General features: G+C 61.2%; 23 protein-coding genes. 17 read left to right on the forward strand and 6 right to left on the reverse strand.

The annotated features are described in order from the left end of the window. The first annotated feature begins 1 nt into the window (after position 1). Entirely contained in the window at positions 2 to 241 is a 240-nt protein-coding gene (locus MHK00_RS00220; RefSeq protein WP_250409991.1) for a hypothetical protein, read from the forward strand. Next, the gene (locus tag MHK00_RS00225; RefSeq protein ID WP_023021235.1) at positions 242 to 631 is read left to right on the forward strand and encodes an RNA-binding S4 domain-containing protein; all 390 of its coding nucleotides are present in this window, start codon (positions 242 to 244) and stop codon (positions 629 to 631) included. It begins immediately after the preceding gene. 22 nt (positions 632 to 653) lie between these two features. On the opposite strand, the gene MHK00_RS00230 is transcribed toward MHK00_RS00225, so the two are convergent. The 5 genes from MHK00_RS00230 to MHK00_RS00250 form a co-directional block, all read right to left on the reverse strand. Continuing rightward, positions 654 to 1,652: a GTP pyrophosphokinase gene (locus MHK00_RS00230; protein WP_250409992.1), complete on the reverse strand. Its 999-nt coding sequence runs from the start codon at positions 1,650 to 1,652 to the stop codon at positions 654 to 656. A gap of 10 nt (positions 1,653 to 1,662) precedes the next feature. Continuing rightward, the gene (locus MHK00_RS00235; protein WP_005328828.1) at positions 1,663 to 2,280 is read right to left on the reverse strand and encodes a hypothetical protein; all 618 of its coding nucleotides are present in this window, start codon (positions 2,278 to 2,280) and stop codon (positions 1,663 to 1,665) included. Between the two features lie 80 nt (positions 2,281 to 2,360). Continuing rightward, positions 2,361 to 3,692, reverse strand: a complete 1,332-nt coding sequence (locus tag MHK00_RS00240) for an exonuclease domain-containing protein (RefSeq protein WP_250409993.1) — start codon at positions 3,690 to 3,692, stop codon at positions 2,361 to 2,363. 13 nt (positions 3,693 to 3,705) lie between these two features. After that, on the reverse strand, positions 3,706 to 5,904 hold the full coding sequence (gene glgX / locus MHK00_RS00245; RefSeq protein WP_250409994.1) for a glycogen debranching protein GlgX: 2,199 nt from the start codon (positions 5,902 to 5,904) through the stop codon (positions 3,706 to 3,708). Positions 5,905 to 5,925: 21 nt separating this feature from the next. Further along, entirely contained in the window at positions 5,926 to 6,465 is a 540-nt protein-coding gene (locus tag MHK00_RS00250; protein ID WP_250409995.1) for a TetR family transcriptional regulator, read from the reverse strand. Between the two features lie 164 nt (positions 6,466 to 6,629). Between MHK00_RS00250 and MHK00_RS00255 the strand changes: the two genes are divergently transcribed. Next, entirely contained in the window at positions 6,630 to 7,424 is a 795-nt protein-coding gene (locus MHK00_RS00255) for a hypothetical protein (protein ID WP_250409996.1), read from the forward strand. Positions 7,425 to 7,506: 82 nt separating this feature from the next. Beyond that, positions 7,507 to 7,911 carry a hypothetical protein gene (locus MHK00_RS00260; protein WP_250409997.1) on the forward strand — a complete coding sequence of 135 codons (405 nt, stop codon included), beginning with the start codon at positions 7,507 to 7,509 and terminating at the stop codon, positions 7,909 to 7,911. A gap of 9 nt (positions 7,912 to 7,920) precedes the next feature. Here MHK00_RS00260 and MHK00_RS00265 read toward each other — a convergent pair whose 3' ends face one another. Beyond that, positions 7,921 to 8,817: a YbjN domain-containing protein gene (locus tag MHK00_RS00265; RefSeq protein WP_179386696.1), complete on the reverse strand. Its 897-nt coding sequence runs from the start codon at positions 8,815 to 8,817 to the stop codon at positions 7,921 to 7,923. A 127-nt stretch (positions 8,818 to 8,944) separates the two neighbouring features. On the opposite strand from MHK00_RS00265, the gene hisD reads away from it, so the two are divergent. The 13 genes from hisD (at position 8,945) to lgt (ending at position 19,339) form a co-directional block, all read left to right on the forward strand. Continuing rightward, complete coding sequence (hisD, locus tag MHK00_RS00270; RefSeq protein ID WP_250409998.1) at positions 8,945 to 10,255, forward strand: histidinol dehydrogenase; 1,311 nt, start codon at positions 8,945 to 8,947, stop codon at positions 10,253 to 10,255. After that, positions 10,256 to 11,386: a histidinol-phosphate transaminase gene (locus tag MHK00_RS00275; protein ID WP_250409999.1), complete on the forward strand. Its 1,131-nt coding sequence runs from the start codon at positions 10,256 to 10,258 to the stop codon at positions 11,384 to 11,386. Next, positions 11,383 to 11,985: an imidazoleglycerol-phosphate dehydratase HisB gene (gene hisB, locus MHK00_RS00280; protein ID WP_250410000.1), complete on the forward strand. Its 603-nt coding sequence runs from the start codon at positions 11,383 to 11,385 to the stop codon at positions 11,983 to 11,985. The genes MHK00_RS00275 and hisB overlap by 4 nt, the downstream gene beginning before the upstream one ends. A 5-nt stretch (positions 11,986 to 11,990) precedes the next feature. Beyond that, a complete protein-coding gene (locus MHK00_RS00285) occupies positions 11,991 to 12,158 on the forward strand; it encodes a CG2302 family histidine operon protein (RefSeq protein WP_005324605.1) in 168 nt (55 codons plus the stop codon). Beyond that, on the forward strand, positions 12,155 to 13,405 hold the full coding sequence (locus MHK00_RS00290) for an MFS transporter (protein WP_250410001.1): 1,251 nt from the start codon (positions 12,155 to 12,157) through the stop codon (positions 13,403 to 13,405). The genes MHK00_RS00285 and MHK00_RS00290 overlap by 4 nt, the downstream gene beginning before the upstream one ends. Before the next feature lie 3 nt (positions 13,406 to 13,408). Continuing rightward, positions 13,409 to 14,041, forward strand: coding sequence for an imidazole glycerol phosphate synthase subunit HisH (gene hisH, locus MHK00_RS00295; RefSeq protein WP_179386691.1), 633 nt, complete (start codon positions 13,409 to 13,411; stop codon positions 14,039 to 14,041). A gap of 14 nt (positions 14,042 to 14,055) precedes the next feature. After that, on the forward strand, positions 14,056 to 14,844 hold the full coding sequence (gene priA, locus MHK00_RS00300; protein ID WP_200435462.1) for a bifunctional 1-(5-phosphoribosyl)-5-((5-phosphoribosylamino)methylideneamino)imidazole-4-carboxamide isomerase/phosphoribosylanthranilate isomerase PriA: 789 nt from the start codon (positions 14,056 to 14,058) through the stop codon (positions 14,842 to 14,844). Positions 14,845 to 14,847: 3 nt separating this feature from the next. Then, positions 14,848 to 15,630 carry an inositol monophosphatase family protein gene (locus MHK00_RS00305; protein WP_250410002.1) on the forward strand — a complete coding sequence of 261 codons (783 nt, stop codon included), beginning with the start codon at positions 14,848 to 14,850 and terminating at the stop codon, positions 15,628 to 15,630. A gap of 30 nt (positions 15,631 to 15,660) precedes the next feature. Next, positions 15,661 to 16,431 carry an imidazole glycerol phosphate synthase subunit HisF gene (gene hisF, locus MHK00_RS00310; RefSeq protein ID WP_250410003.1) on the forward strand — a complete coding sequence of 257 codons (771 nt, stop codon included), beginning with the start codon at positions 15,661 to 15,663 and terminating at the stop codon, positions 16,429 to 16,431. Then, positions 16,428 to 16,790 (forward strand): phosphoribosyl-AMP cyclohydrolase, encoded by a 363-nt coding sequence (gene hisI, locus MHK00_RS00315; RefSeq protein WP_250410004.1) that lies wholly within the window; start codon positions 16,428 to 16,430, stop codon positions 16,788 to 16,790. Before hisF ends, hisI begins: the two co-directional genes overlap by 4 nt. Further along, positions 16,787 to 17,425, forward strand: coding sequence for a TIGR02234 family membrane protein (locus MHK00_RS00320; protein ID WP_250410005.1), 639 nt, complete (start codon positions 16,787 to 16,789; stop codon positions 17,423 to 17,425). The genes hisI and MHK00_RS00320 overlap by 4 nt, the downstream gene beginning before the upstream one ends. An 84-nt stretch (positions 17,426 to 17,509) precedes the next feature. Further along, complete coding sequence (locus MHK00_RS00325; protein ID WP_179386685.1) at positions 17,510 to 18,340, forward strand: indole-3-glycerol phosphate synthase TrpC; 831 nt, start codon at positions 17,510 to 17,512, stop codon at positions 18,338 to 18,340. Between the two features lie 45 nt (positions 18,341 to 18,385). Further along, entirely contained in the window at positions 18,386 to 19,339 is a 954-nt protein-coding gene (lgt, locus tag MHK00_RS00330) for a prolipoprotein diacylglyceryl transferase (RefSeq protein ID WP_250410006.1), read from the forward strand. Positions 19,340 to 19,483: the final 144 nt, after the last annotated feature.

Here is a 19,483-nt window from a genome sequence, read left to right on the forward strand (position 1 = left end):
CATGAGTATGCAGCAACGACCGAATAACCCCATTGCGCAGCGCAAGCAGCAGGTGCGCAAGCACTCCCGCAACGCCGTCGTATGCGTGGCCGGCGGCCTCGGTGTGGGCGTAGTGCTCGGCGTGCTTTCGGTTAACTTCTGGGCCTGGATGCTACTGGGGGCCATCGTCGCCGTCGCAGGTGGCGGCTATAACTGGCTAAAGATCCAGAAAATCGTCAACGAGAACCACAACCAGTACTAGATGCCGGCACCGCAACCTAGCGGCCGCCCCGTCAGGATCGATGCCTGGGTGTGGGCCGTTCGCATGTTTAAAACCCGGTCTGCGGCCGCGACCGCCGTGCGCGCCGGGCACGTAAAGATCAATGGCGAGGCCGTCAAGCCTTCCCAACAGGTGGTGCCGGGCGACCGCGTGCGCGTATGGCGCAACCACCACGAGCATGACCTCGAGGTTTTAGCGACCGTCGCCAAGCGCGTCGGCGCGCCCGTCGCGCGCACCTGCTATACGGACCATGCGCCACCGCCGCCGCCCAAGGAGTTTATGCCGTCGGTTCCCGTGCGCCCGCGCGGTGCTGGCCGGCCGACGAAGAAGGAACGCCGCGACATGGAGAAATTCCGCGGCGGTTTCCGGTAAGTTACCGAAACATACTGCGCGACTAGTGGGCGGCGCGTAGCGCTTTCAGGCGCGCAGTAAGCCGCCGCTTGCGGCCCGGGCGGTCGCCGGATTCGGCGGTGGCCTCGATGTGTTGCTTGCCAAATTTGTTGAGCAGGAGGTCGTCGATAAGCCGCACCTGGCCGGGGCGGAAGCGGTAGCGCATGGCGTCGTGGACGTGAGCAATGGCGGTATCATCCAGCAGCTGCTCAAGCTGACCCAAGTGGCGCACGCCGTTTTGCTCCAAGAGCTCCGCCAAGAAGCGGTAGTGCTCCGAGCGCGAGAGCGGGAAGCGATTACCCAAGATGATGGCGAGCACGCCCGGCAGGGTCTCGGCGGTAAGCTCGACGTCCTTGTCGGTTTCTGTATCGGGGGCCTTGAGGGCGGCGATCTCATCGAATTGCTGGTCTGCAAGCTCGATAAGCCCCGCGGCCAAGGTAAAGAGACGATCTACCTCCGGCGAGGGTGGGTTCGGCCCCTGCTTATAGCGGATATCGTGCTCAAACTCCGCCCACGCGTGCTGCAGGACGGTGCGAATCTGCACCTCAAAGGTCCAGCCCACGTAGGCGGCGAGCTCTTCCATTGCAGCCGCGCTATCTTCGGTCACAGTCAGCACCAGGTGGTGGGAGCCGTAGCCAAAGCCGCCGGAAATGCGAGTCTCGGCCGCTTTGTCAACGGAGCGTTCAACCTTAAAGGATTCACCAAAAACGCCTAGCGCTTCTGGAATAGCGGTGGAGTGATACAACGTCACACGCACGCCCATCACATCGTGGATCTCTTGCCAGGGCTGGGGATAGACAAAATCGCCGTTCTCGCGGCGCTTTTTGGCCTTCGCCTTCAGTGAGGGCCAGGTTTTGACGCGGGTAGAGACGCGGTCGAAGATGATGCCGGCGTCATTGAGGAGGTCCTCGATGGCGGTGCGGAAGTCCACCGCGGCGGTGGGGTGGCTGCGCGCCCAGTCGTGGTACTGGTTGCTCAGCCGCGACATCCTACTTTCCGGCATGGTGCTCCTTTCATAACTCCCGCGGGAATCCGTTAGACCATACTAGCGGGCGTGGGTGGAGCACGGTGCGATGGCGGGGCACGCGCGCGACGGCATCGGCGGCCAGTTGGCGGGCATAGGTGTCCGGCAGGTGGGCAAAGGCAAAGAGCGTGGCGGAGTCCGGCACCAGGTAGGTCAGGGAGTGCGATCGCAGGAGGCGGCGCATGTGCTTGTCCAGCACGGTAAAGGTCTCTGGGTGGGCAATCCAGGAGGAAATCGGTGCGCCGTGGGAGCGGACCTGCAAGCCACCGAAACGGGCGGCGGAAGGAAGCTCGCAGGCGGCGGGGCGGGTCCAAAAGCGCAGCCCTTGCGAATCGAGTGCGGCGCGCTGCAGGTTATGGGAGGCGTGGTTCCATGCTCGGCGCGCGGAGATATCCATGTCCGCGAGGCCGCGGTGACTGAGCCGGCGAAAGGTCTGCTTGCCGGGAAAGACCAGAGCCATGGACAGGCTGGGGGAGAGCTGGATGGTGGCGAGGGAGTCGCAGAAGCCGTCGTCAGAAAGCCGCTGTTCTTTCAGCCACGAGCGGGCAAAGAGCGCAGGCAGCAGGTTTGCGGTGGTGGGACGAGGCGGGCGCAGGGCGACGGTCACGGCGGTTTCTCCAGTGTGGCGGTAGGGTGCGGTCGCCTTTATTGGACTGGAGAAACCGCCGTTTGGTTCCCGGGGTGGGCCTAGAAGGGCGGCTCGGCGTCGAGTTGCAGCTCAGCAAAGAGCTTATCGGCCGGCCAGATGTCGATTTCTTGGCCCTTGGCCTGCAGCTCCTCCGCGCGCTTTTCCTTGGAGGTCTTCTTTGCCCATTCGCCCACGATAAGCAGGGTGGACTTTTTGGTGACGTTCTTTGCCACTTGGCCGCCACGCTCGGCGATGCCCTGCCACAGCACGCCCTTATCAAAGGGCTCGAAATCGCCGGTGAGGGTGACGTGCTGGCCGTAGAGTGCGCCGTCCGGGTCGGCGTCGGGGTTTGGCTCTGGGATTGTGTCCGGGGTGGCGACGGACTGCCACGGGGCGGGCCCGCGGGACTTCTTCTGTGCGGAGCCGGCCGCTCGGGTCTGGTCGCGGAAGTCGGTCCCAGCGCCGAGATCCGCGGCGGAGGTGGGGGCGGTGTGGGCACGTAGGATAGGCAGGATGTCCTCGGAATCGAGGCGGCCCAAGGTGAATTCGCGTGCGGTGAATAGGTCGCGGATGCTGCCGGTGTGCCCGAAGCGCTCGGCCAAGCGGGCGATGATTTCGCCGGCCGCACGGGCATCCTCGGTGGCGTCGTGGTGGCTGAAGTCCGGCGCAGACAGGTGGGCGGCGACGGTGGGCAGTTTATGGTTGCGTACCGAAATGACCTTGGCCTTGGAGGCATCGCGGGACAGCGCGAGGGAGCAGGCCAGCGGCACGGTGGGCACCTCGGCGCCAGCAGTAAGCAGGCCGGAGCGCAGTGCGGTGGAATCAAACTGGGCGTTGTGCGCGACAAGCACGTCGCCGCCGAGGAAATCGAAGAGCTCCTTGGCGACGTCGGCAAATGCCGGCGCCCCTTCCACATCGTCCGCGGTAATGCCGTGGATGGAGACGTTGATATCCGCGAAGTGCTCGAGGCCTGGTGGAGGGGTGCACAGCCAGGACCGGGAGGCGGTCTCCTGGCCATCGCGGAAGCGCACCGCGCCTATTTGGCAGATAGAACCCCAGTTGTCGTTGGCCGTTTCCACGTCCACAGCAGTGAAATCAAGGCCGGGGATGGTGGCGGCGGAAGAGGGTGCTTCGCCGCGCTGTGCGGCGGAAATGGCGCGGGCGACGGCCTGCGGGTCTTGGTGCGGGGCGAAGGCGATAGTGCCGGCGGCGCCCAAGTCCAGGGCGCCGAAGCCGGTGGGGGTCGGTTCACTCACGTGCACGGTGTCGATGGACTCAAGCGGGATATCTTCAGTGGCGGGGGCACCGAGGCTGGTAGCCAGCAGGGTGCGGTGGAGCACGAGTTTATCCGCTGTGACATCGATGAGTGCGCCGTGCGCGGGAAATGACACGAGGGGCCTTTCTCTAGGAATCGAAAACGGGCGGTTCAACCTGACGCAGAATCAGCGTTGAACGCGGCTGCACCGTGATCGTACCCTCTGCCTCAATGAGGGTTTCCTCCGCGGGGTAGCCGCCGGAATCGGCGGTATCGACCATCAGCCGCCACGTAGCGCCGAGATCCTTGGTGGGCAGGGTGAACTCGATTTCGCCGTCGTGGGAGTTGAAAATCATGATGAAGGAATCATCGGTGATGCGCTCGCCGCGGGCGGTCGTTTCCGTAATCGCATTGCCATTGAGGTAGACCATGAGGGCGCGGCCGAAGTCGTGGTCCCAGTCGTCTTGGGTCATCAGGCGGCCCGAAGGAACCAGCCAGGCGATATCGCGTTCCTTGACGTCCGCGCCGAGTGGGCCGCCGGCGAGGAAACGCTTGCGGCGGAAGACGGGGTGATGGTTGCGAATGGACAGCACGCGCTTGGTAAAGCCCAGCATCGCGGCAGATTTTTCTTCCTCCAGCATGGACCAGTCCATCCACGACAGCTCGTTGTCCTGGCAGTAGACGTTATTATTTCCATCCTGCGTGCGGCCGAATTCATCGCCATGCGAGAGCATGGGAGTGCCCTGGGAGAGCAGGAGAGTGGTCAGGAAGTTGCGGGCCTGGCGGCGGCGCAGCTTGCGGATATCGTCGTTATCGGTGGGGCCTTCCTCGCCACAGTTCCAGGAGCGGTTGAAAGATTCGCCGTCGCGGTTGTCCTCGCCATTGGCCTCGTTGTGCTTGTTGTTATAGGACACAAGATCGCGCAAGGTAAACCCATCGTGAGCGGTGATGAAGTTGATGGAGGCGGTGGGGCGGCGGTCATTATCGGCATAGAGGTCCGAAGAGCCGGTCAGGCGGGAGGCGAATTCACCTAGGGTAGCGGGCTCGCCGCGCCAGAAGTCGCGCACGGTATCGCGGTACTTGCCGTTCCATTCGCTCCAAATCGGCGGGAAGTTGCCCACTTGGTAGCCATCGTGGCCGATGTCCCACGGCTCGGCGATGAGCTTAACCTGGCTGACAATGGGGTCTTGCTGGACTAGGTCGAAGAAGGTAGCGAGCTTGTCGACGTCGTCAAGCTCCCGCGCCAAGGTCGCCGCCAGGTCGAAGCGGAAGCCGTCGACACGCATCTCCGTAACCCAGTAGCGCAGCGAATCCATAATGAGCTGCAGCGAGTGCGGGTGGCGGACATTGAGGGAATTGCCGGTGCCGGTGTAGTCCATGTAGTGGGCCTCATCGCCCTCGACGAGGCGATAGTAGGCGCCATTGTCGATGCCGCGGAAAGCAATGGTCGGGCCCATGTGATTGCCCTCGGCGGTGTGGTTATAAACCACGTCGAGGATGACCTCGATGCCGGCCTCGTGGAAGGCGCGAACCATGGACTTGAACTCGGAGACCACCTCGCCCGGCTTCTTGGCAAAGGCATAGTCATGGTGAGGGGCGAAAAAGCCGAAGGTGTTATAGCCCCAGTAGTTGCGCAGGCCCAGGTTGCGCAGGCGATCGTCCTGCAGGAATTGGTGGACGGGCATGAGCTCGACGGTGGTAACGCCAAGCTCTTTGAAGTAGTCAATGACGGCAGGGTGGGCCATGCCGGCATACGTGCCGCGGAGCTCTTCCGGCACGTCCGGATGGGTCATGGTCATACCCTTGACGTGGGTTTCGTAGATGACCTTTTCGTTATCGGGAATATGGGGGCGGTGGTCGCTGCGCCAATCAAAGAAGGGGTTAATGACCACCGACAGCATGGTGTGGCCCAGCGAGTCTTCTTCGTTGCGGCCGGTGCCGGGTTCCTCGGCATGAATGTCATAGGAGTAAAGGGAGGCATCGCCGTCGAACTCGCCGTCGAACGCCCTGGCATAGGGGTCTACAAGGAGCTTGGAAGGGTCGCAGCGCAGGCCGTTTTCTGGTTCATAGGGGCCATAGACGCGGTAGCCATAGCGCTGGCCAGGGGTGACATTGGGGAGGTAAATATGCCACACATGGGCAGTGACCTCCGACATCTCGATGCGTTCCTCGGTGCCTTCTTTGTCGATGAGGCAGAGCTCGACTTTGTCTGCTACCTCGGAAAACAGGGCAAAGTTGGTGCCGGATCCATCAAAGGTGGATCCCAGTGGGGTGGGTTTGCCGGGCCAGATTTGGCGGCCGTAGCGCTCGGTGGGCGTGGGGACTGCGTCCATGGAGGGAGTGTTCATGCCCACGAGCATAACCACATTTTAGTCCCCAGCGCCGTGCGTAAGTCCGGCGTTAATAATGCGTACGCCGCGAATGAGGTCTGCGCGATAATCTGCGGCGGGAGTCTCGCCGGTGGTTTCTGCAAGCTGGCGTTGGGACTGTTCCATCAAGGTGGCGCCGAGCACGAGGTGAATGGCGGAGAGCGCGGCGGCGCGGTGGGCGCTGTCGGCAGCAAGGGTGCTGCGCGTGGCAGCAGCGGTGAAGGCCGCCAAGAGGCGGTCCCAGGCGGGGGCCTGCGGGAGGGAGAGGCCGGCAATGACTACCTCGGCGCCGTCACGGCGGGCGAGCAGTAAATCACGAAGATTGAGGCTGATATCCTCGAGCGACTCCCCAGAAACGGGGGAGATGATGTCCTGCGCTAAGGCTGCAATGAGCGCCTGCTTATTGGCAATGTGCCAGTAGAGCGCGCCGGGGGCGACGCCGAGGGAGGAAGCAACGCGGCGCATGGTGACGTCGCCAAGCCCGTAGGTATCAAGCAGGGAAAGAGCGGCGTCGATAATACTCTCGCGGTTTATGTGCACCTTGGCAATTGTACGGACTTGGCCGGGCGGGACGGTAGTTCACAGGTTCTTTTAACGGAGTCTCAATGTCATTTCCATCGTCGGGTTGTTAGTATTGCGAAGACAAATAAGAGGCCGCCCTTGGGGTGGCTTCACATTCGCAAGATTGATTCAGGAGCTTTCCCTTGTCCTTTTTGACCCCTGCAAAGAAGTCCCTCATCGCAGTTGCGCTGGTCACCCCGCTGGCTTTGGCTGCGTGTGGTTCGGATGACAATGACGATTCCAAGAAGGCTGCCGCCACCACGGCATCCAAGTCTTCTGAGGATAAGTCTGCAGATAAGTCCGAGGGCAAAGATGCCGATAAGTCCGAGGACAAGGACAAGGACAAAGACAAAGAAAAGGATCAGAATAAGGACGGCGAAAAGAAGGACGCCGCTGCGGGTGCAGAAGGCAAAGAAGGCGAGGACGGCGCTGCCGAGGGTCCGGATCAGCTGGCCAACCCGCTGAACAATGGGGAGGATCCTTTCGCTGGAGCGAAGGATATCAAGCCGATCGAAGGCGGCCAGGCCGCTAATGATGGCGATAAGCAGGCCATCGAGCAGCTGGTTCGCGGCCAGCACGAGATCGATAATGTGAAGGAATACTTCAACTACATGCCGCAGCACGCCTGCCAGGCAGTCCGCGATGAGCAGTCCCAGGAGTTCGGCCAGTACCAGCAGTACGTCGATAGCCTGCCGAACCAGTCCTTTGCTGAGTACGCCAACACCATGCGCCAGCAGGGCGGTGGCAACCCCGAGGTAGAGAAGTTCGCTGGCCAGCTGGAGTCCATCCCGCAGTCGACCAAGCTGCAGTCCGTCAACGACGTTGTGGTCAATGGCGACGATGCTTCTGCAACCGTCAGCGTGTCCAATTCTGAGGGCACCGAGACCTCTACGGTTCGTTTCCGCCGCGAGAACGGCAACTGGACCTTCTGTAACTAAGTTGTCATTGTTAAAACTCCGGTTACCCCGCACCCTAGGTTTTGGTGCGGGGTTACTCGCGTGTGCGCTCCTGGCGTATGGCGTGGCCGGTGCGCTGTGGGGGCTTTTCCGGCCGACACTTACCGGCCATGAGGTGGATGACGGCGGCTATGCCATCGATGCGATGGGAAACGCCCAGTTCGTCGCCTTTATCACTTTTGCCCTCATTACCGGCCTGCTTGGTTTGTTCTTGGGGTTGGGCGCGTATCTCCGCCGGCAAGGGCGGGGCTTGTCGATGCTCCTGTGGGTCGGGGTGTGTGCCCTGGCTGGGGCGGCGTCGTTTTATGTCTTTGGCGGGGTCACTGCTACGCATCCGCCAGAAAACCCAGGGGAAGTCGTAGAGTTCGCCCCAAATTTCTCCCCGGCCATCTCGTGGGCGGTAGCGCCCTTTATGGCGATGTTTGCCTATTGGTCCACGGCCTTTGTGAGCGCCGATGAGGATTGGTGATCCGCGCGTCTAAGGCCATTCGACGGGGGAGGCGCCGGTTACTTCGTGCGCGATGTCATCGATGCCGTGCAGGATGTGCTTGAGCCCGCGGCCGATGGCGCTAAATAGTTGCGGCCGGGTAAGTCCCGCGGCGGTAATGGTGGCGGCATCCATCCGCACCTGCAGGCCCTCGGAGGTGTGGTGGCAAAATGCCACGGCGCCGTGGTGGGCGCGATTCCAGTCATTGCAAATGAGGAATAGCCGGGTAAATTCCGCCTCGTCCAGGCTGGGGTCCCAATGCCCTTTGAGAATGAGGCTGGGCCCGTTGTCCAGTGCGAAGGCGAAAAGGACGTCATTGACCCAGGCGTAGATGGCGGTGGCGCCGTCGCTTTGGAAGCGTTGGATGCCGATAAGCGGCAGGATCTCGGCCACGCTATCGAGGGTGAAGGGTTCTAAGGGGGCGTCGGCAAGCGGGGCAAGCTCCGGTGAGGCTTCGCGCACGAGGCCGGGGTGCGACTGAGCGAGCAGATCCATGAGGACCTCCGCGTTGCGCAGCGCCGGTAGGAGGAATGCCGCGAGCTGTTCGCGGCTGGGGGAGGTGTCGGCCGGCAGATAACTATGGCCAGACACGCTCACGCAGTCGGGCTGGTCATAATCAACCACGACGGCCGGGGAGAGGCAATCGTGATTCCACTCGTTGGCCAAGTGCGCGAGCTCAGAGATCTCGCTGAGATCGACGCCGCCGCGGGGGCTGGTGTGCAGGTGGAGCACCGGTTCTTCCAGCTGGTCTACAAAAATGAAAGTGGAGCCACCCGCCGCATGAGGAACGAGAAGCTCGCCAGTGGGCAGGGTCCAGCAGGAAACATCATTATCGCGGGCGATGGTGCAGGCATGCGCGAGCAGAAGAGAGGGTTCAATCTCGCTCATCGCTGCCACCACCTTAAAGCTGTGTTGACACCGAGTCTATAGCCCAAACCGGCCCCCTCGCTGGCGTTTGGCCATTAGGATATTGGTTTAATAACAGAAATCCGATTGGCAAAGAGGGGATCCGGGAATGCTCCGCACCATCGATTTGCGTGGCCAAGAGCTGCGCCCCGCCCAGCTGCGGCGAGTTTTGCCGCGCGGTGGCACCGACGTCGCCGCCGTGGTGGACAAGGTGGCGCCGCTGGTTCATCGAGTACGTCACGAAGGCGCTGCGGCCGCCTTGGACTATGGCGAGCAATTCGATGGCGTGCGCCCAACCCACCTGCGGGTGCCCCAAGCGGAGTTGGAGAAGGCCGCTTCCGGTCTAGACCCGCAGGTGCGCCAAGCGATTGAGGCTTCCATCGAGAGGGTCCGCAAGGTTCACGCCGAGCAAAAGCCGGCCGCGCACACCACCGAGCTGGCACCAGGTGCCACGGTGACCGAGGTCTTTCGCCCCATCGAGCGCGTTGGGCTATATGTGCCGGGAGGCAAGGCGGTCTATCCGTCCTCGGTGATTATGAACGCCGTGCCAGCACAGGCGGCCGGCTCGGAAAGCTTAGTGGTAGCCTCGCCGCCACAAAAGGAATTCGGCGGTCTGCCGCACCCCACGGTGCTGGCCGTGTGCCAGATGCTGGGCGTGGACGAGGTCTGGGCGGTAGGAGGCGGCCAAGCCATCGCGCTGATGGCCTACGGCGATGATGACGCCGAACTAGCCCCGGTGGACATGATTACCGGTCCTGGAAATATCTTCGTCACCGCAGCCAAGAGGTTGGTGCGCGGCGTGGTGGGCACTGATGCCGAGGCCGGGCCGACCGAAATCGCCATTATCGCTGATGACACCGCGAATCCGGTGTATGTGGCCTATGACCTTATCTCCCAGGCCGAGCATGATCCGATGGCCGCGAGTGTGCTCATTACGGCATCTCCAAGCCTAGCTCAGCGTGTGAAAACAGAGGTAGAGGCGCGCTACGGCGCCACCGCTAATGCGCAGTGGGCGGCCGAGGCTCTAGGCGGCGAGCAATCCGGAATTGTGTTGGTCGATTCCCTGGATGCAGCGGTGGCGGTGGCCAATGCCTATGCCGCTGAGCACCTGGAAATCCACACCGCAGAGCCCGGCGCGGTGGCCGAGCAGATTAAGCACGCCGGTGCCATCTTTGTAGGGGACTTTGCTCCAGTGCCGCTTGGAGATTACGCGGCCGGCTCCAATCACGTATTGCCCACCTCCGGTACCGCGCGCTTTTCTGCCGGCCTGTCTACCCATACCTTTATGCGGCCGGTCAACCTTATTGATTATGACCGAGCTGCGTTGGAAGAGATTGCCCCGCACCTTATCGCTTTTGCAGAGGCTGAGGGGCTGCCTGCCCACGGTGAGGCTATCCGCGCCCGATTTGAGGAGAATTAAATGACGCACTTGAATGATCTTCCCCTGCGCGAGGAGCTGCGCGGCAAGTCTGCCTATGGGGCGCCGCAACTCCATGTGGCCTACCAGCTCAATACCAACGAAAATCCTTATCCGCCCTCGCAGGCGCTAGTGGATGACTTGGTGGCGGAGACCCGGCGCCTTGCCACCACGCTCAATCGCTATCCGGAGCGCGATGCGGTGGAGCTGCGCCAATCCTTGGCGGACTATATATCTGAACAAACCGGCGTGCGCGTGGGTTATGCGCAGGTGTGGGCGGCCAATGGCTCGAATGAGATTTTGCAGCAGCTGTTGCAGGCATTCGGCGGTCCAGGCCGCAGCGTGCTCGGTTTCACCCCGTCTTATTCCATGCACCCTATCCTCGCGGACGGCACCCATACGCAGTTTGTGGAGTGCCCGCGCGATGAGAATTTCCGCATTGATATGGACCGGGCGCTCGCAGCCGTGGCGCAGCACCAGCCGGATATCATCTTTGTGACTACGCCGAATAACCCCACCGGTGGGGTGACCAGCGTGGACGATATTGCCGCGCTTGCCGACGCCGCCCCGGGCATCCTCATCGTCGATGAAGCTTATGGCGAATTTTCTTCCTCGCCATCTGCGGTGACGCTGCTGGAGAAATACCCCACGAAGCTGGTGGTCTCGCGCACCATGTCTAAGGCCTTCGATTTTGCCGGCGGCCGCCTCGGTTATTTCGTGGCGGACCCGGCCTTTGTGGAGGCCGTGATGCTGGTGCGCTTGCCGTACCACCTATCCGTGCTTTCCCAAGCAGCGGCGACGGTGGCGCTGCGCCATAGTGCGGATACGCTCGCCACGGTGGAAAAGATTGCCACCGAACGCGAGCGGGTGGCCGCTCGCTTGCGCGAATTGGGCTATACCGTCCTGCCTAGCGAATCTAATTTTCTCTTCTTCGGCCGCTTTGCTGACCAACAGCGCGTGTGGCAACAGTTCTTGGATAAGGAAGTGCTCATTCGCGATGTTGGCATCGCAGGCCACCTGCGCATGACGGTGGGGCTGCCAGAAGAAAATTCGGCCTTTTTGGCCGTAGCCGAGGACCTTGCGGATACAGTAGTGGCTGACTCCTCGGTCGCAGATGAAAGGAGCGAAGCATGAGCAACCGCGTAGGGCGCGCCCAGCGGGCGACGTCGGAATCACAGATTTCTGTGGTCATCGACCTCGATGGCACTGGGCGTAGCGATATTTCTACTGGCCTGCCTTTCTTTGATCACATGCTCACGGCCTTTGCTACCCATGGCAGTTTCGATCTCACCGTGGGCGCAGAGGGCGATGTGGAGGTAGACGCCCACCACACTGTGGAAGATACCGCCATCGTGCTCGGCACTGCGCTGCGTAAGGCGGTGGGGGATAAGGCCGGCATTCGCCGCTTTGGCTCCCAGCTTTTGCCCATGGATGAGGCCTTGGTGGAAGCGGTTGCAGATTTTTCTGGTCGCGCCTATTTCGTCATGAACGGCGAACCAGAGCACCTGCAGTGGCAGACCATCGGTGGGCATTACGCCACCGTGATAAACCGCCACTTCTTTGAAACACTCGCCACCCACGCTGCGGTAACGCTCCACCTCAACGTGCGCTATGGGCGCGATCCGCACCACATTACGGAAGCGGAGTTTAAAGCCGTAGCGCGTGCACTGCGCGGTGCGGTGGAATTCGACCCCCGCCAGACTGGAATTCCATCGACGAAGGGAGCACTCTAGAACGCATGCACTTTATGATCTTGGTCCTCTTTCTCGTGGCTGGCATGCTGGTGGGAGGCGCATGGTCTGCCTACCAACAGGGGTCGAAGGCAATGACAGTAGTAGCCTCTCTTTTGGCCGCAATCACCGTGGTAGCAGCAATCTCGTGGATGGTAGGAGCGTTTGGTAAATGAGCACAACCCAAGAAACTAATATCTGGAAGGTTCCGGGCTATACCGCGACCATGTTGGCTATCGCCGCAGCCTTCGGTGCGTGGTCCATCCTCCTTCCAGTGGTGCCGCTAGCGGTTATTGACTCCGGCGGCTCAGCAACCTTGGCGGGCTCATCCACAGGCATCTTCATGGCCTTTACCGTGCTGACCCAGATCATTTCCCCATGGCTCCTGCGCCGGTGGGGCTACCGCCGTGTGATGGCGCTGTCCGCTTTCACCCTGGGTGTACCTGCCTTTGGCCACCTACTGGGAACTGATGCCTGGGTAGTCCTGCTCTTTTCTGCCATGCGCGGCGTCGGCTTTGGCGCGCTGACCGTTTCTGAGTCCGCGCTTATTGCGGAACTGGCGCCCGTACGCTTGCTGGGCAAGGCTACTGGCATGATTGGTGTCTTTACCGGCCTGGGCCAGATGGTCTTTTTGCCCCTGGGATTGATCATGGCGGAAAAGCTGGGTTATGCCTCGACGTATATCACCGCCGGCATCATTGGCTTTGTGGGCTTTGGTCTGTGCCTGCGCATTCCCAAGATTAAGGTCACCCTCGCCTCCGATACTGAAGAGGAGCCGAACCTGATCCGCGTTCCTACGTGGAAGCTGGTGCTCGTTCCTGCGCTGGCGCTAACGACATTTTCAATGAGCTATGGCGCCGTGTCATCCTTCCTGCCGCCGGCGGTGCAAGAACTTGATGCCGAGCGCGGCGCTAGCTTGGCCGGCTTCATGCTGTCCATCGTGGGCGGCGCCGCCATGATTTTCCGCTACTTTGCCGGCATGGTGGCAGACCGCGTGGGCACTCCTGGCCGGCTCTACATTCCCAGCCAGGTAATGGCGATCCTGGGCGTGCTTGCCATTGCCGTTCCTCTTTATCTCGATGGTTCCGTGTGGTGGCTCGTGCTGGGTGCCTTCCTCTTTGGCGGTGCCTTTGGTATTGCGCAAAATGAGGCCCTGCTGTCGATGTTTGACCGCCTGCCGCGCGAACGCGTCTCGGAGGCTTCGGCCATCTGGAATATCTTCTATGACGGCGGCACCGGCTTGGGCTCGACCCTCTTGGGCGCCTTGGTTGCCGGCTACGGCTATGCGGGGGCTTTTGGGGCCGGCGTGGTCATCCTCGTCGCAGGCGTTGTGATGACGTTGGCAGATTTTGTCCTCGGGCGCACCCGCGTGAGCGAAACCAACGATATCCGGACGCGCCTGCGCCGCATGCGTAAGGTATAGCCCATGGCAAAGACGGTCGCATTATTGGATTATGGCGCGGGCAATGTGCGCTCGGCCCAGCGCGCGCTGGAGCGAGTGGGCGCGGACGTCACCGTTACCGCGGACCCTAAAGAAGCGGTGGAAGCGGACGGTCTGCTTGTCCCTGGCGTGGGTGCCTTTGCTGCCTGCATGCGCGGGCTACGGGCGGTGCAGGGCCCTCGGGTCATCGGCCAGCGCTTGGCAGGAGAGCGGCCGGTGTTGGGCATTTGCGTAGGCATGCAGGTGCTTTTCGACGCCGGAGTGGAACACAACATCAACTCCACCGGCTGCGGCGAGTGGCCCGGCACCGTGGAAAAGCTGCAGTCTGCGGTGCTGCCGCACATGGGGTGGAATACCGTAGAGGTACCCGTCGGCAGCGATATGTTTGCCGGGGTAGCCGAAGACGAGCGGTTTTATTTCGTGCATTCCTACGGCGTTCGCCGATGGGAATTGGAAACGGAAATCACCCGTCCGCCGCAGGTGAGCTGGGCCGAGCACGCGGGTGATAGGTTCGTCGCGGCGGTAGAAAACGGTGCCCTGTGGGCGACCCAATTCCACCCGGAGAAATCCGGGGACGCCGGTGCACAGCTTTTGGAAAACTGGATGCGCACGCTCTAGGTAGGATGAAGGATATGACTTTTACGCTTTTGCCAGCAGTCGATGTATCTCAAGGCCAAGCCGTGCGCCTAGATAAAGGCGAAGCAGGCACCGAAACCTCGTACGGTTCCCCGCGCGATGCCGCGCAAAAGTGGCAATCCCAAGGCGCACACTGGCTGCACTTTGTGGATTTGGATGCGGCTTTCGGCCGGGGCTCCAATCACGCAGAAATGGCGACGATTACTCGTGAGCTGGGCGTACATGTGGAGCTTAGTGGCGGCATCCGGGATGATGCCGCGGTGGAGCGCGCGCTGGCTACCGGCGCGCAGCGCATTAGTATCGGCACGGCTGCTCTAGAGCAGCCGGAATGGATCGAGGACATCCTGGCGCGCTACGGAGATAAGGTCGCCGTGGATCTCGCCGTGCGCGAAGATGGCGGCGAATGGCGTACCGCCGGCAATGGCTGGGTCTCCGATGGCGGCGATCTGTGGGAGGTACTCGAGCGCCTGGATGCAGCCGGATGCCAACGTTTTGTGGTGACCGACGTGTCGAAAGACGGCATGCTCACCGGACCTAATATTGAGCTCCTGCGCGAGGTGGCGATGGCAACGGAGGCAAAAATCACCGCCTCTGGTGGCATTTCTAGCCTGGAAGACCTGCGCGAGCTCGCGCTTTATGAAAATGAGGGCATCGATTCCGCCATTATTGGCAGGGCCCTGTACGAGGGGAATTTCACCCTCGACGAAGCACTCGCTGCGGTGGCCGAGGTAGAGCCGCTGCCGGCGGAAGAAACCATTGACCCTTACGACCCTGAGGACAACTAAGTCATGATGGAACCCCGCGAGTTGGTGGCCTTCGCGGAGGCGGCCGTAGACCAAGTAAAACCCATTTTTCGCTCCGGCCTCGGAGCTGCGCCCGCCCGTTTTAAGGGGCAGGGAGATTTCGCCACCGAGGTAGACCTCGTCATCGAGCAACAGCTGCGCGATATCTTGACCCAGATGACCGGCATCCCGGTCTATGGAGAAGAATCAGGCGGCAGCGTGCTCGATACCGTGTGGGTGGTAGATCCGATCGATGGCACCGCAAACTACTCTGCCGGAAACCCCATGGCCGGCATCCTAGTGGCGCTCATTCATGAGGGTGCGCCCGTTGCCGCGGTATCTGACTTCCCGCTCCTGGGGCGCCGTCTGGTCACCTGCGATGGCTCCCCACTGCGCTCAGTAGGTGGGCCTGCCGCTGGTTTCGGTGGTGGGGAAGACGCGATGGGCTTTGATGAAGCACGCGGCCACGTGGGCTGCTCTTCCCACCTGCCCACCGACATTTTCCACGAGCTGCGCGAGACCGGACTGCGCCCGCGAATGACCGGTTCCGTAGGACTTGATAATGCCTTCGTCGCGCAGGGAGTGTTCGATGGCGCGATTAACTTCTCTCCGCATCCATGGGACAACGCCGCGGGCGCACTGCAGATCCAGGCCGCTGGTGGCGTTGTCACCGATCCGGAAGGAAATCCGTGGACCGCGCAGTCGCGCGGCATGGTGGCAGGTACCCCGCAGGTTCATGCCACCATCGTGGATATCTTGTCTCGTCATACCGGTACTGTTCACCGCTAAAATTTAAACCCTAAAAAGGAGGCGGCCGCCATGGCTGTAGCCGTACGCGTGATCCCCTGCCTAGACGTGGACCAAGGTCGCGTGGTCAAGGGCATCAACTTTGACAACCTGCGCGATGCCGGCGACCCAGTGGAGCTGGCCGCGCGCTATGACGCCCTAGGAGCCGATGAACTTACCTTCTTGGACGTCTCTGCTTCTAAACAAGGCCGCTCCACCATGCTCGAGGTCGTGCGCCGCACCGCAGACCAGGTATTTATCCCGTTGACGGTGGGTGGCGGAGTCCGCAGCGTTGATGACGTCAGGGAATTATTGCGCGCTGGGGCGGATAAGGTCTCTGTAAACACCGCGGCCATTAAGAATCCGGAACTGCTGCGCGAAATGGCTGAGACTTTCGGGGCCCAATGCATCGTGCTGTCTGTTGATGCTCGCCGGTGCCGCGAAGAGTATGCGCCATCCGGCTTTGAGGTGACCACTCACGGTGGTACGGAATCGGCCGGGATCGACGCCATCGAATGGGCACGCCGCGGCGAAGAACTCGGCGTAGGGGAGATCCTCCTCAACTCAATGGATGGGGATGGCACAAAGGAAGGATTTGACCTGGAATTGCTGCGCGCCATGCGCGCGGCGGTGACCATTCCCGTTATCGCCTCTGGCGGCGCGGGAAACGCCGCAGACTTCCCACCGGCCGTTGCAGCCGGCGCCGATGCCGTCTTGGCAGCAAGCATTTTTCACTTCGGTGAGGTAGAAATCAGCGACGTGAAAGACGCCCTGGACGCTGCTGGCTACGAGGTGCGCCGATGAGTACCCCGGGCAACTATGAACTTAACGGGGGCATCGCCAAGCAGCTCAAGCGCAATGACCAAGGCTTGGTGCCGGCCATTGCCCAAGCTGAGTCTGGTGAGGTGCTGATGATGGCCTGGATGGATGACCACGCTTTGGCCCATACCCTCGCCACCCGCAAGGCAACGTATTTTTCGCGCTCGCGCAATGAGCATTGGGTCAAGGGAGAAACTTCTGGAAATACCCAAGAGGTGCTGGGCGTTCGCCTTGACTGCGATGGAGATACTATTCTGCTGACCGTGCGGCAGCGCGGCGGCGCCTGCCATACCGGCGACCGCACGTGCTTTGACGCCACCGATCTCCTAGGAGGGCAACCGTGAAGGCTAGACGCCTTGGACCACTACTTATCGCTGTTGGAGCCATCGTAGTGTGGCTGTCCTCCCGTGCTACGTGGGTGGTCGCCGCCAGCGAGGACGACAAGGCCGGCTCTGCGGCCAATGACATCATTGGCTCGGCATGGTCGCTGGAGATCATGGCCTTGACCCTCGTTCTGGTAGCCGGTGCCGTCGCGGGGATGGCGCTGCGGCGCGTCGGTAGGCGAGTGGTGGGGGTTGTGTGCGCCCTCGCGGCCGCGGCCAGCGCATGGACCCCGGTGAGCCTGCTGACTGCGGGCGCGGACGCCGAGCGCGCGCAGAAGATCCTGCAGGGAGCTTCGGCCAATGAAAACGCCGTTGATTCTGCCCAGATCTCTGACTGGGCCACCGTCGTTTCCACCGAGGTGCATTCCCTGGGACCAATTCTGGCCCTCATAGGTGCGGCAGCAGCCCTATTCGGTGCAGTGATGCTTGCGCGCAATCCAGGCGTGGATAAGGCTAAGGCGTCTAGCAAATACGAAACCCCAGCAGCACGACAAGCAAAGCTGGAGGAGGATTTGGAAACCTCATCTGACTCTGGCCGTGTGATGTGGGACGCGCTTGATAGTGATATCGATCCCACTGATATGGACAAAAAATAGCCCCGTTTCCTGTGTAATTTCCGGAACGGCACGCGAGCAGGTTAACCTAAGTGTGATCTTAATCGCCCGTGGAGGGAGGTGCTGATGCCTACGCCCATTGCCGTTGACCACCTTGTTGCAGGAGTCTTGGAGGACGTCGCTGCACGGGAAGCTCGCGTGTCCTTCAAAGAGGTGAAGGCGCGCTCGCGTGACATGGAACCTCCCCGGGATGCCCGCGCGGCTCTGCTGCGTACAGGCTGCTCGGTCATCACGGAGCTCAAGCGCGCCGTACCCTACGGCGGCGAGATCGCTCATGTTGGCTCTGCGGAACAGATGGCGGAATGGGCCCGCACCTTTGAACACTGCGGCGTACATCTCATGGCATGCCAGACTGATTTCCGCCGCTTCCACGGTTCTTTAGAAGACATGGCAGCTGCCCGTGCTGCGATTGATATTCCCATGATGTCGCGCGATCTCATCGTGGACCCTTACCAAATTCATGAAGCCAGGTGCTTTGGGGCCGATGCCATTCCGCTGCAGGTAGAGCTCTTAGAGCAAGCTCGCCTGGAGGCACTTTTAGACCGCGTGGAATCGCTCGGTATGACCGCCATCGTAGAGGTACGCAACTGCGCAGAGGTCGACCGCGCAATCAAGGCAGGAAGTAGCGTCATCGCCATCAATGCGTGGTCGTTGGCTTCGGATGCCATTAACCGCGAGGCGTTTAATGATATCGCCCCAGGCCTGCCAGAATCCATCCTGCGCATCGCAGTAGGCGGGGTAAACAACGCGCGCAATCTGTTTCACTATGCTTCACGCGGCGCCGATGCAGTTTTGGTGGGCGAATCCGTCATGGCTGCCCAAGATCCTACGGCGCTGGCGCGCTCCTTGGTGGCTGCCGGGCAGCATCCAGCGTGCCCCGCGCGCAAGATAGATTAAGGCCCCAACTAGCTGGTGGGGTGGGGGATAAGGCACACTAGCTACGTGCACACAGAAATTCTTGCAAATATTCCGTCTCCACCGCAGGGCGTGTGGCAGTTGGGACCCATTCCCATTCGTGCCTATGCGCTGTGCATCATCGTAGGGATTATCGTCGCCCTGCGAATGACCTTACGCCGCTACACCGCACGCGGCGGTAACCCAGACACAGTATGGGATGCCGCCATCGTGGTCATTCCAGCCGGCATCATTGGCGGGCGTCTTTACCACGTCATTACCGATAACCAGAAGTACTTCTGTGATAGCTGCAATCCCGCGGACGCGCTGAAGATTACCAATGGCGGCCTGGGCATTTGGGGCGCCGTAGCCTTGGGCGCACTAGCTTTGTGGGTGCTTTTCAAAGTGAAGAAGGTGCCGCTCGGCCCCTTTGCTGATGCGGTGGCGCCAGGCCTCGTCCTTGCGCAGGCGATTGGACGCCTAGGTAACTGGTTTAACCAAGAGCTCTATGGGCGCCCGACCGACGTTCCGTGGGCTTTAGATATCTATTACCGCGTCAATGAGAACGGCGGCTATGCTCCCGTTTCCGGACACTCCACGGGTGAGGTCATGACGTCGGTGCACCCGACCTTCCTGTACGAGCTCGTGTGGAATGTCCTGGTCTGCCTTTTCCTCTTGTGGGCTCATAAGGCCTGGAAGTTGGGCCACGGCCGCGTCTTTGCCCTCTATGTCATGGGATATACATTGGGCCGCTTCTTTATTGAAGGGATGCGTTCCGATGAGGCGACCCATATCTTTGGGATCCGCGTGAATATCATCGTCTCCCTAGCGATTTTTATCATCGCCGCGATTGTCTTCTTCGTGCTTGATAGACACCGCCAGGGGCCAGAGTCCCCCGAAGAGGTAGATCCTAAGTATTGGGCGGAGCGCCGGGATACTGATGAGCACAGCCCTGAGCACGCGGTATCTGATGGGCAGCAACCGGGTTCATTATCGACGTAAATACTGCCCAAGTTTGCCCGGTTAGATTTGGTTTTGTGGGAAATGGGGCATTTTGTGGTGTCCGTTCAGAAAATGGAACCAAAAAATTGTGGCCCCAATCTTTTCGAAGGAGTAGGTTGGGGAGTGTTCAATTTCCCCCGACGG

Source organism: Corynebacterium tuberculostearicum, assembly GCF_022347385.1.
Taxonomy (GTDB): domain Bacteria; phylum Actinomycetota; class Actinomycetes; order Mycobacteriales; family Mycobacteriaceae; genus Corynebacterium; species Corynebacterium tuberculostearicum_M.

Bases quoted from the DNA above. Each gene is read 5' to 3' on its own strand.
- MHK00_RS00220 (WP_250409991.1), top strand. From the start codon at position 2: ATGAGTATGCAGCAACGACCGAATAACCCCATTGCGCAGCGCAAGCAG.
- MHK00_RS00225 (WP_023021235.1), top strand. From the start codon at position 242: ATGCCGGCACCGCAACCTAGCGGCCGCCCCGTCAGGATCGATGCCTGG.
- MHK00_RS00230 (WP_250409992.1), bottom strand. From the start codon at position 1,652: ATGCCGGAAAGTAGGATGTCGCGGCTGAGCAACCAGTACCACGACTGG.
- glgX (WP_250409994.1), bottom strand. From the start codon at position 5,904: ATGAACACTCCCTCCATGGACGCAGTCCCCACGCCCACCGAGCGCTAC.
- MHK00_RS00265 (WP_179386696.1), bottom strand. From the start codon at position 8,817: ATGAGCGAGATTGAACCCTCTCTTCTGCTCGCGCATGCCTGCACCATC.
- hisD (WP_250409998.1), top strand. From the start codon at position 8,945: ATGCTCCGCACCATCGATTTGCGTGGCCAAGAGCTGCGCCCCGCCCAG.
- MHK00_RS00275 (WP_250409999.1), top strand. From the start codon at position 10,256: ATGACGCACTTGAATGATCTTCCCCTGCGCGAGGAGCTGCGCGGCAAG.
- hisB (WP_250410000.1), top strand. From the start codon at position 11,383: ATGAGCAACCGCGTAGGGCGCGCCCAGCGGGCGACGTCGGAATCACAG.
- MHK00_RS00285 (WP_005324605.1), top strand. From the start codon at position 11,991: ATGCACTTTATGATCTTGGTCCTCTTTCTCGTGGCTGGCATGCTGGTG.
- MHK00_RS00290 (WP_250410001.1), top strand. From the start codon at position 12,155: ATGAGCACAACCCAAGAAACTAATATCTGGAAGGTTCCGGGCTATACC.
- hisH (WP_179386691.1), top strand. From the start codon at position 13,409: ATGGCAAAGACGGTCGCATTATTGGATTATGGCGCGGGCAATGTGCGC.
- priA (WP_200435462.1), top strand. From the start codon at position 14,056: ATGACTTTTACGCTTTTGCCAGCAGTCGATGTATCTCAAGGCCAAGCC.
- MHK00_RS00305 (WP_250410002.1), top strand. From the start codon at position 14,848: ATGATGGAACCCCGCGAGTTGGTGGCCTTCGCGGAGGCGGCCGTAGAC.
- hisF (WP_250410003.1), top strand. From the start codon at position 15,661: ATGGCTGTAGCCGTACGCGTGATCCCCTGCCTAGACGTGGACCAAGGT.
- hisI (WP_250410004.1), top strand. From the start codon at position 16,428: ATGAGTACCCCGGGCAACTATGAACTTAACGGGGGCATCGCCAAGCAG.
- MHK00_RS00325 (WP_179386685.1), top strand. From the start codon at position 17,510: ATGCCTACGCCCATTGCCGTTGACCACCTTGTTGCAGGAGTCTTGGAG.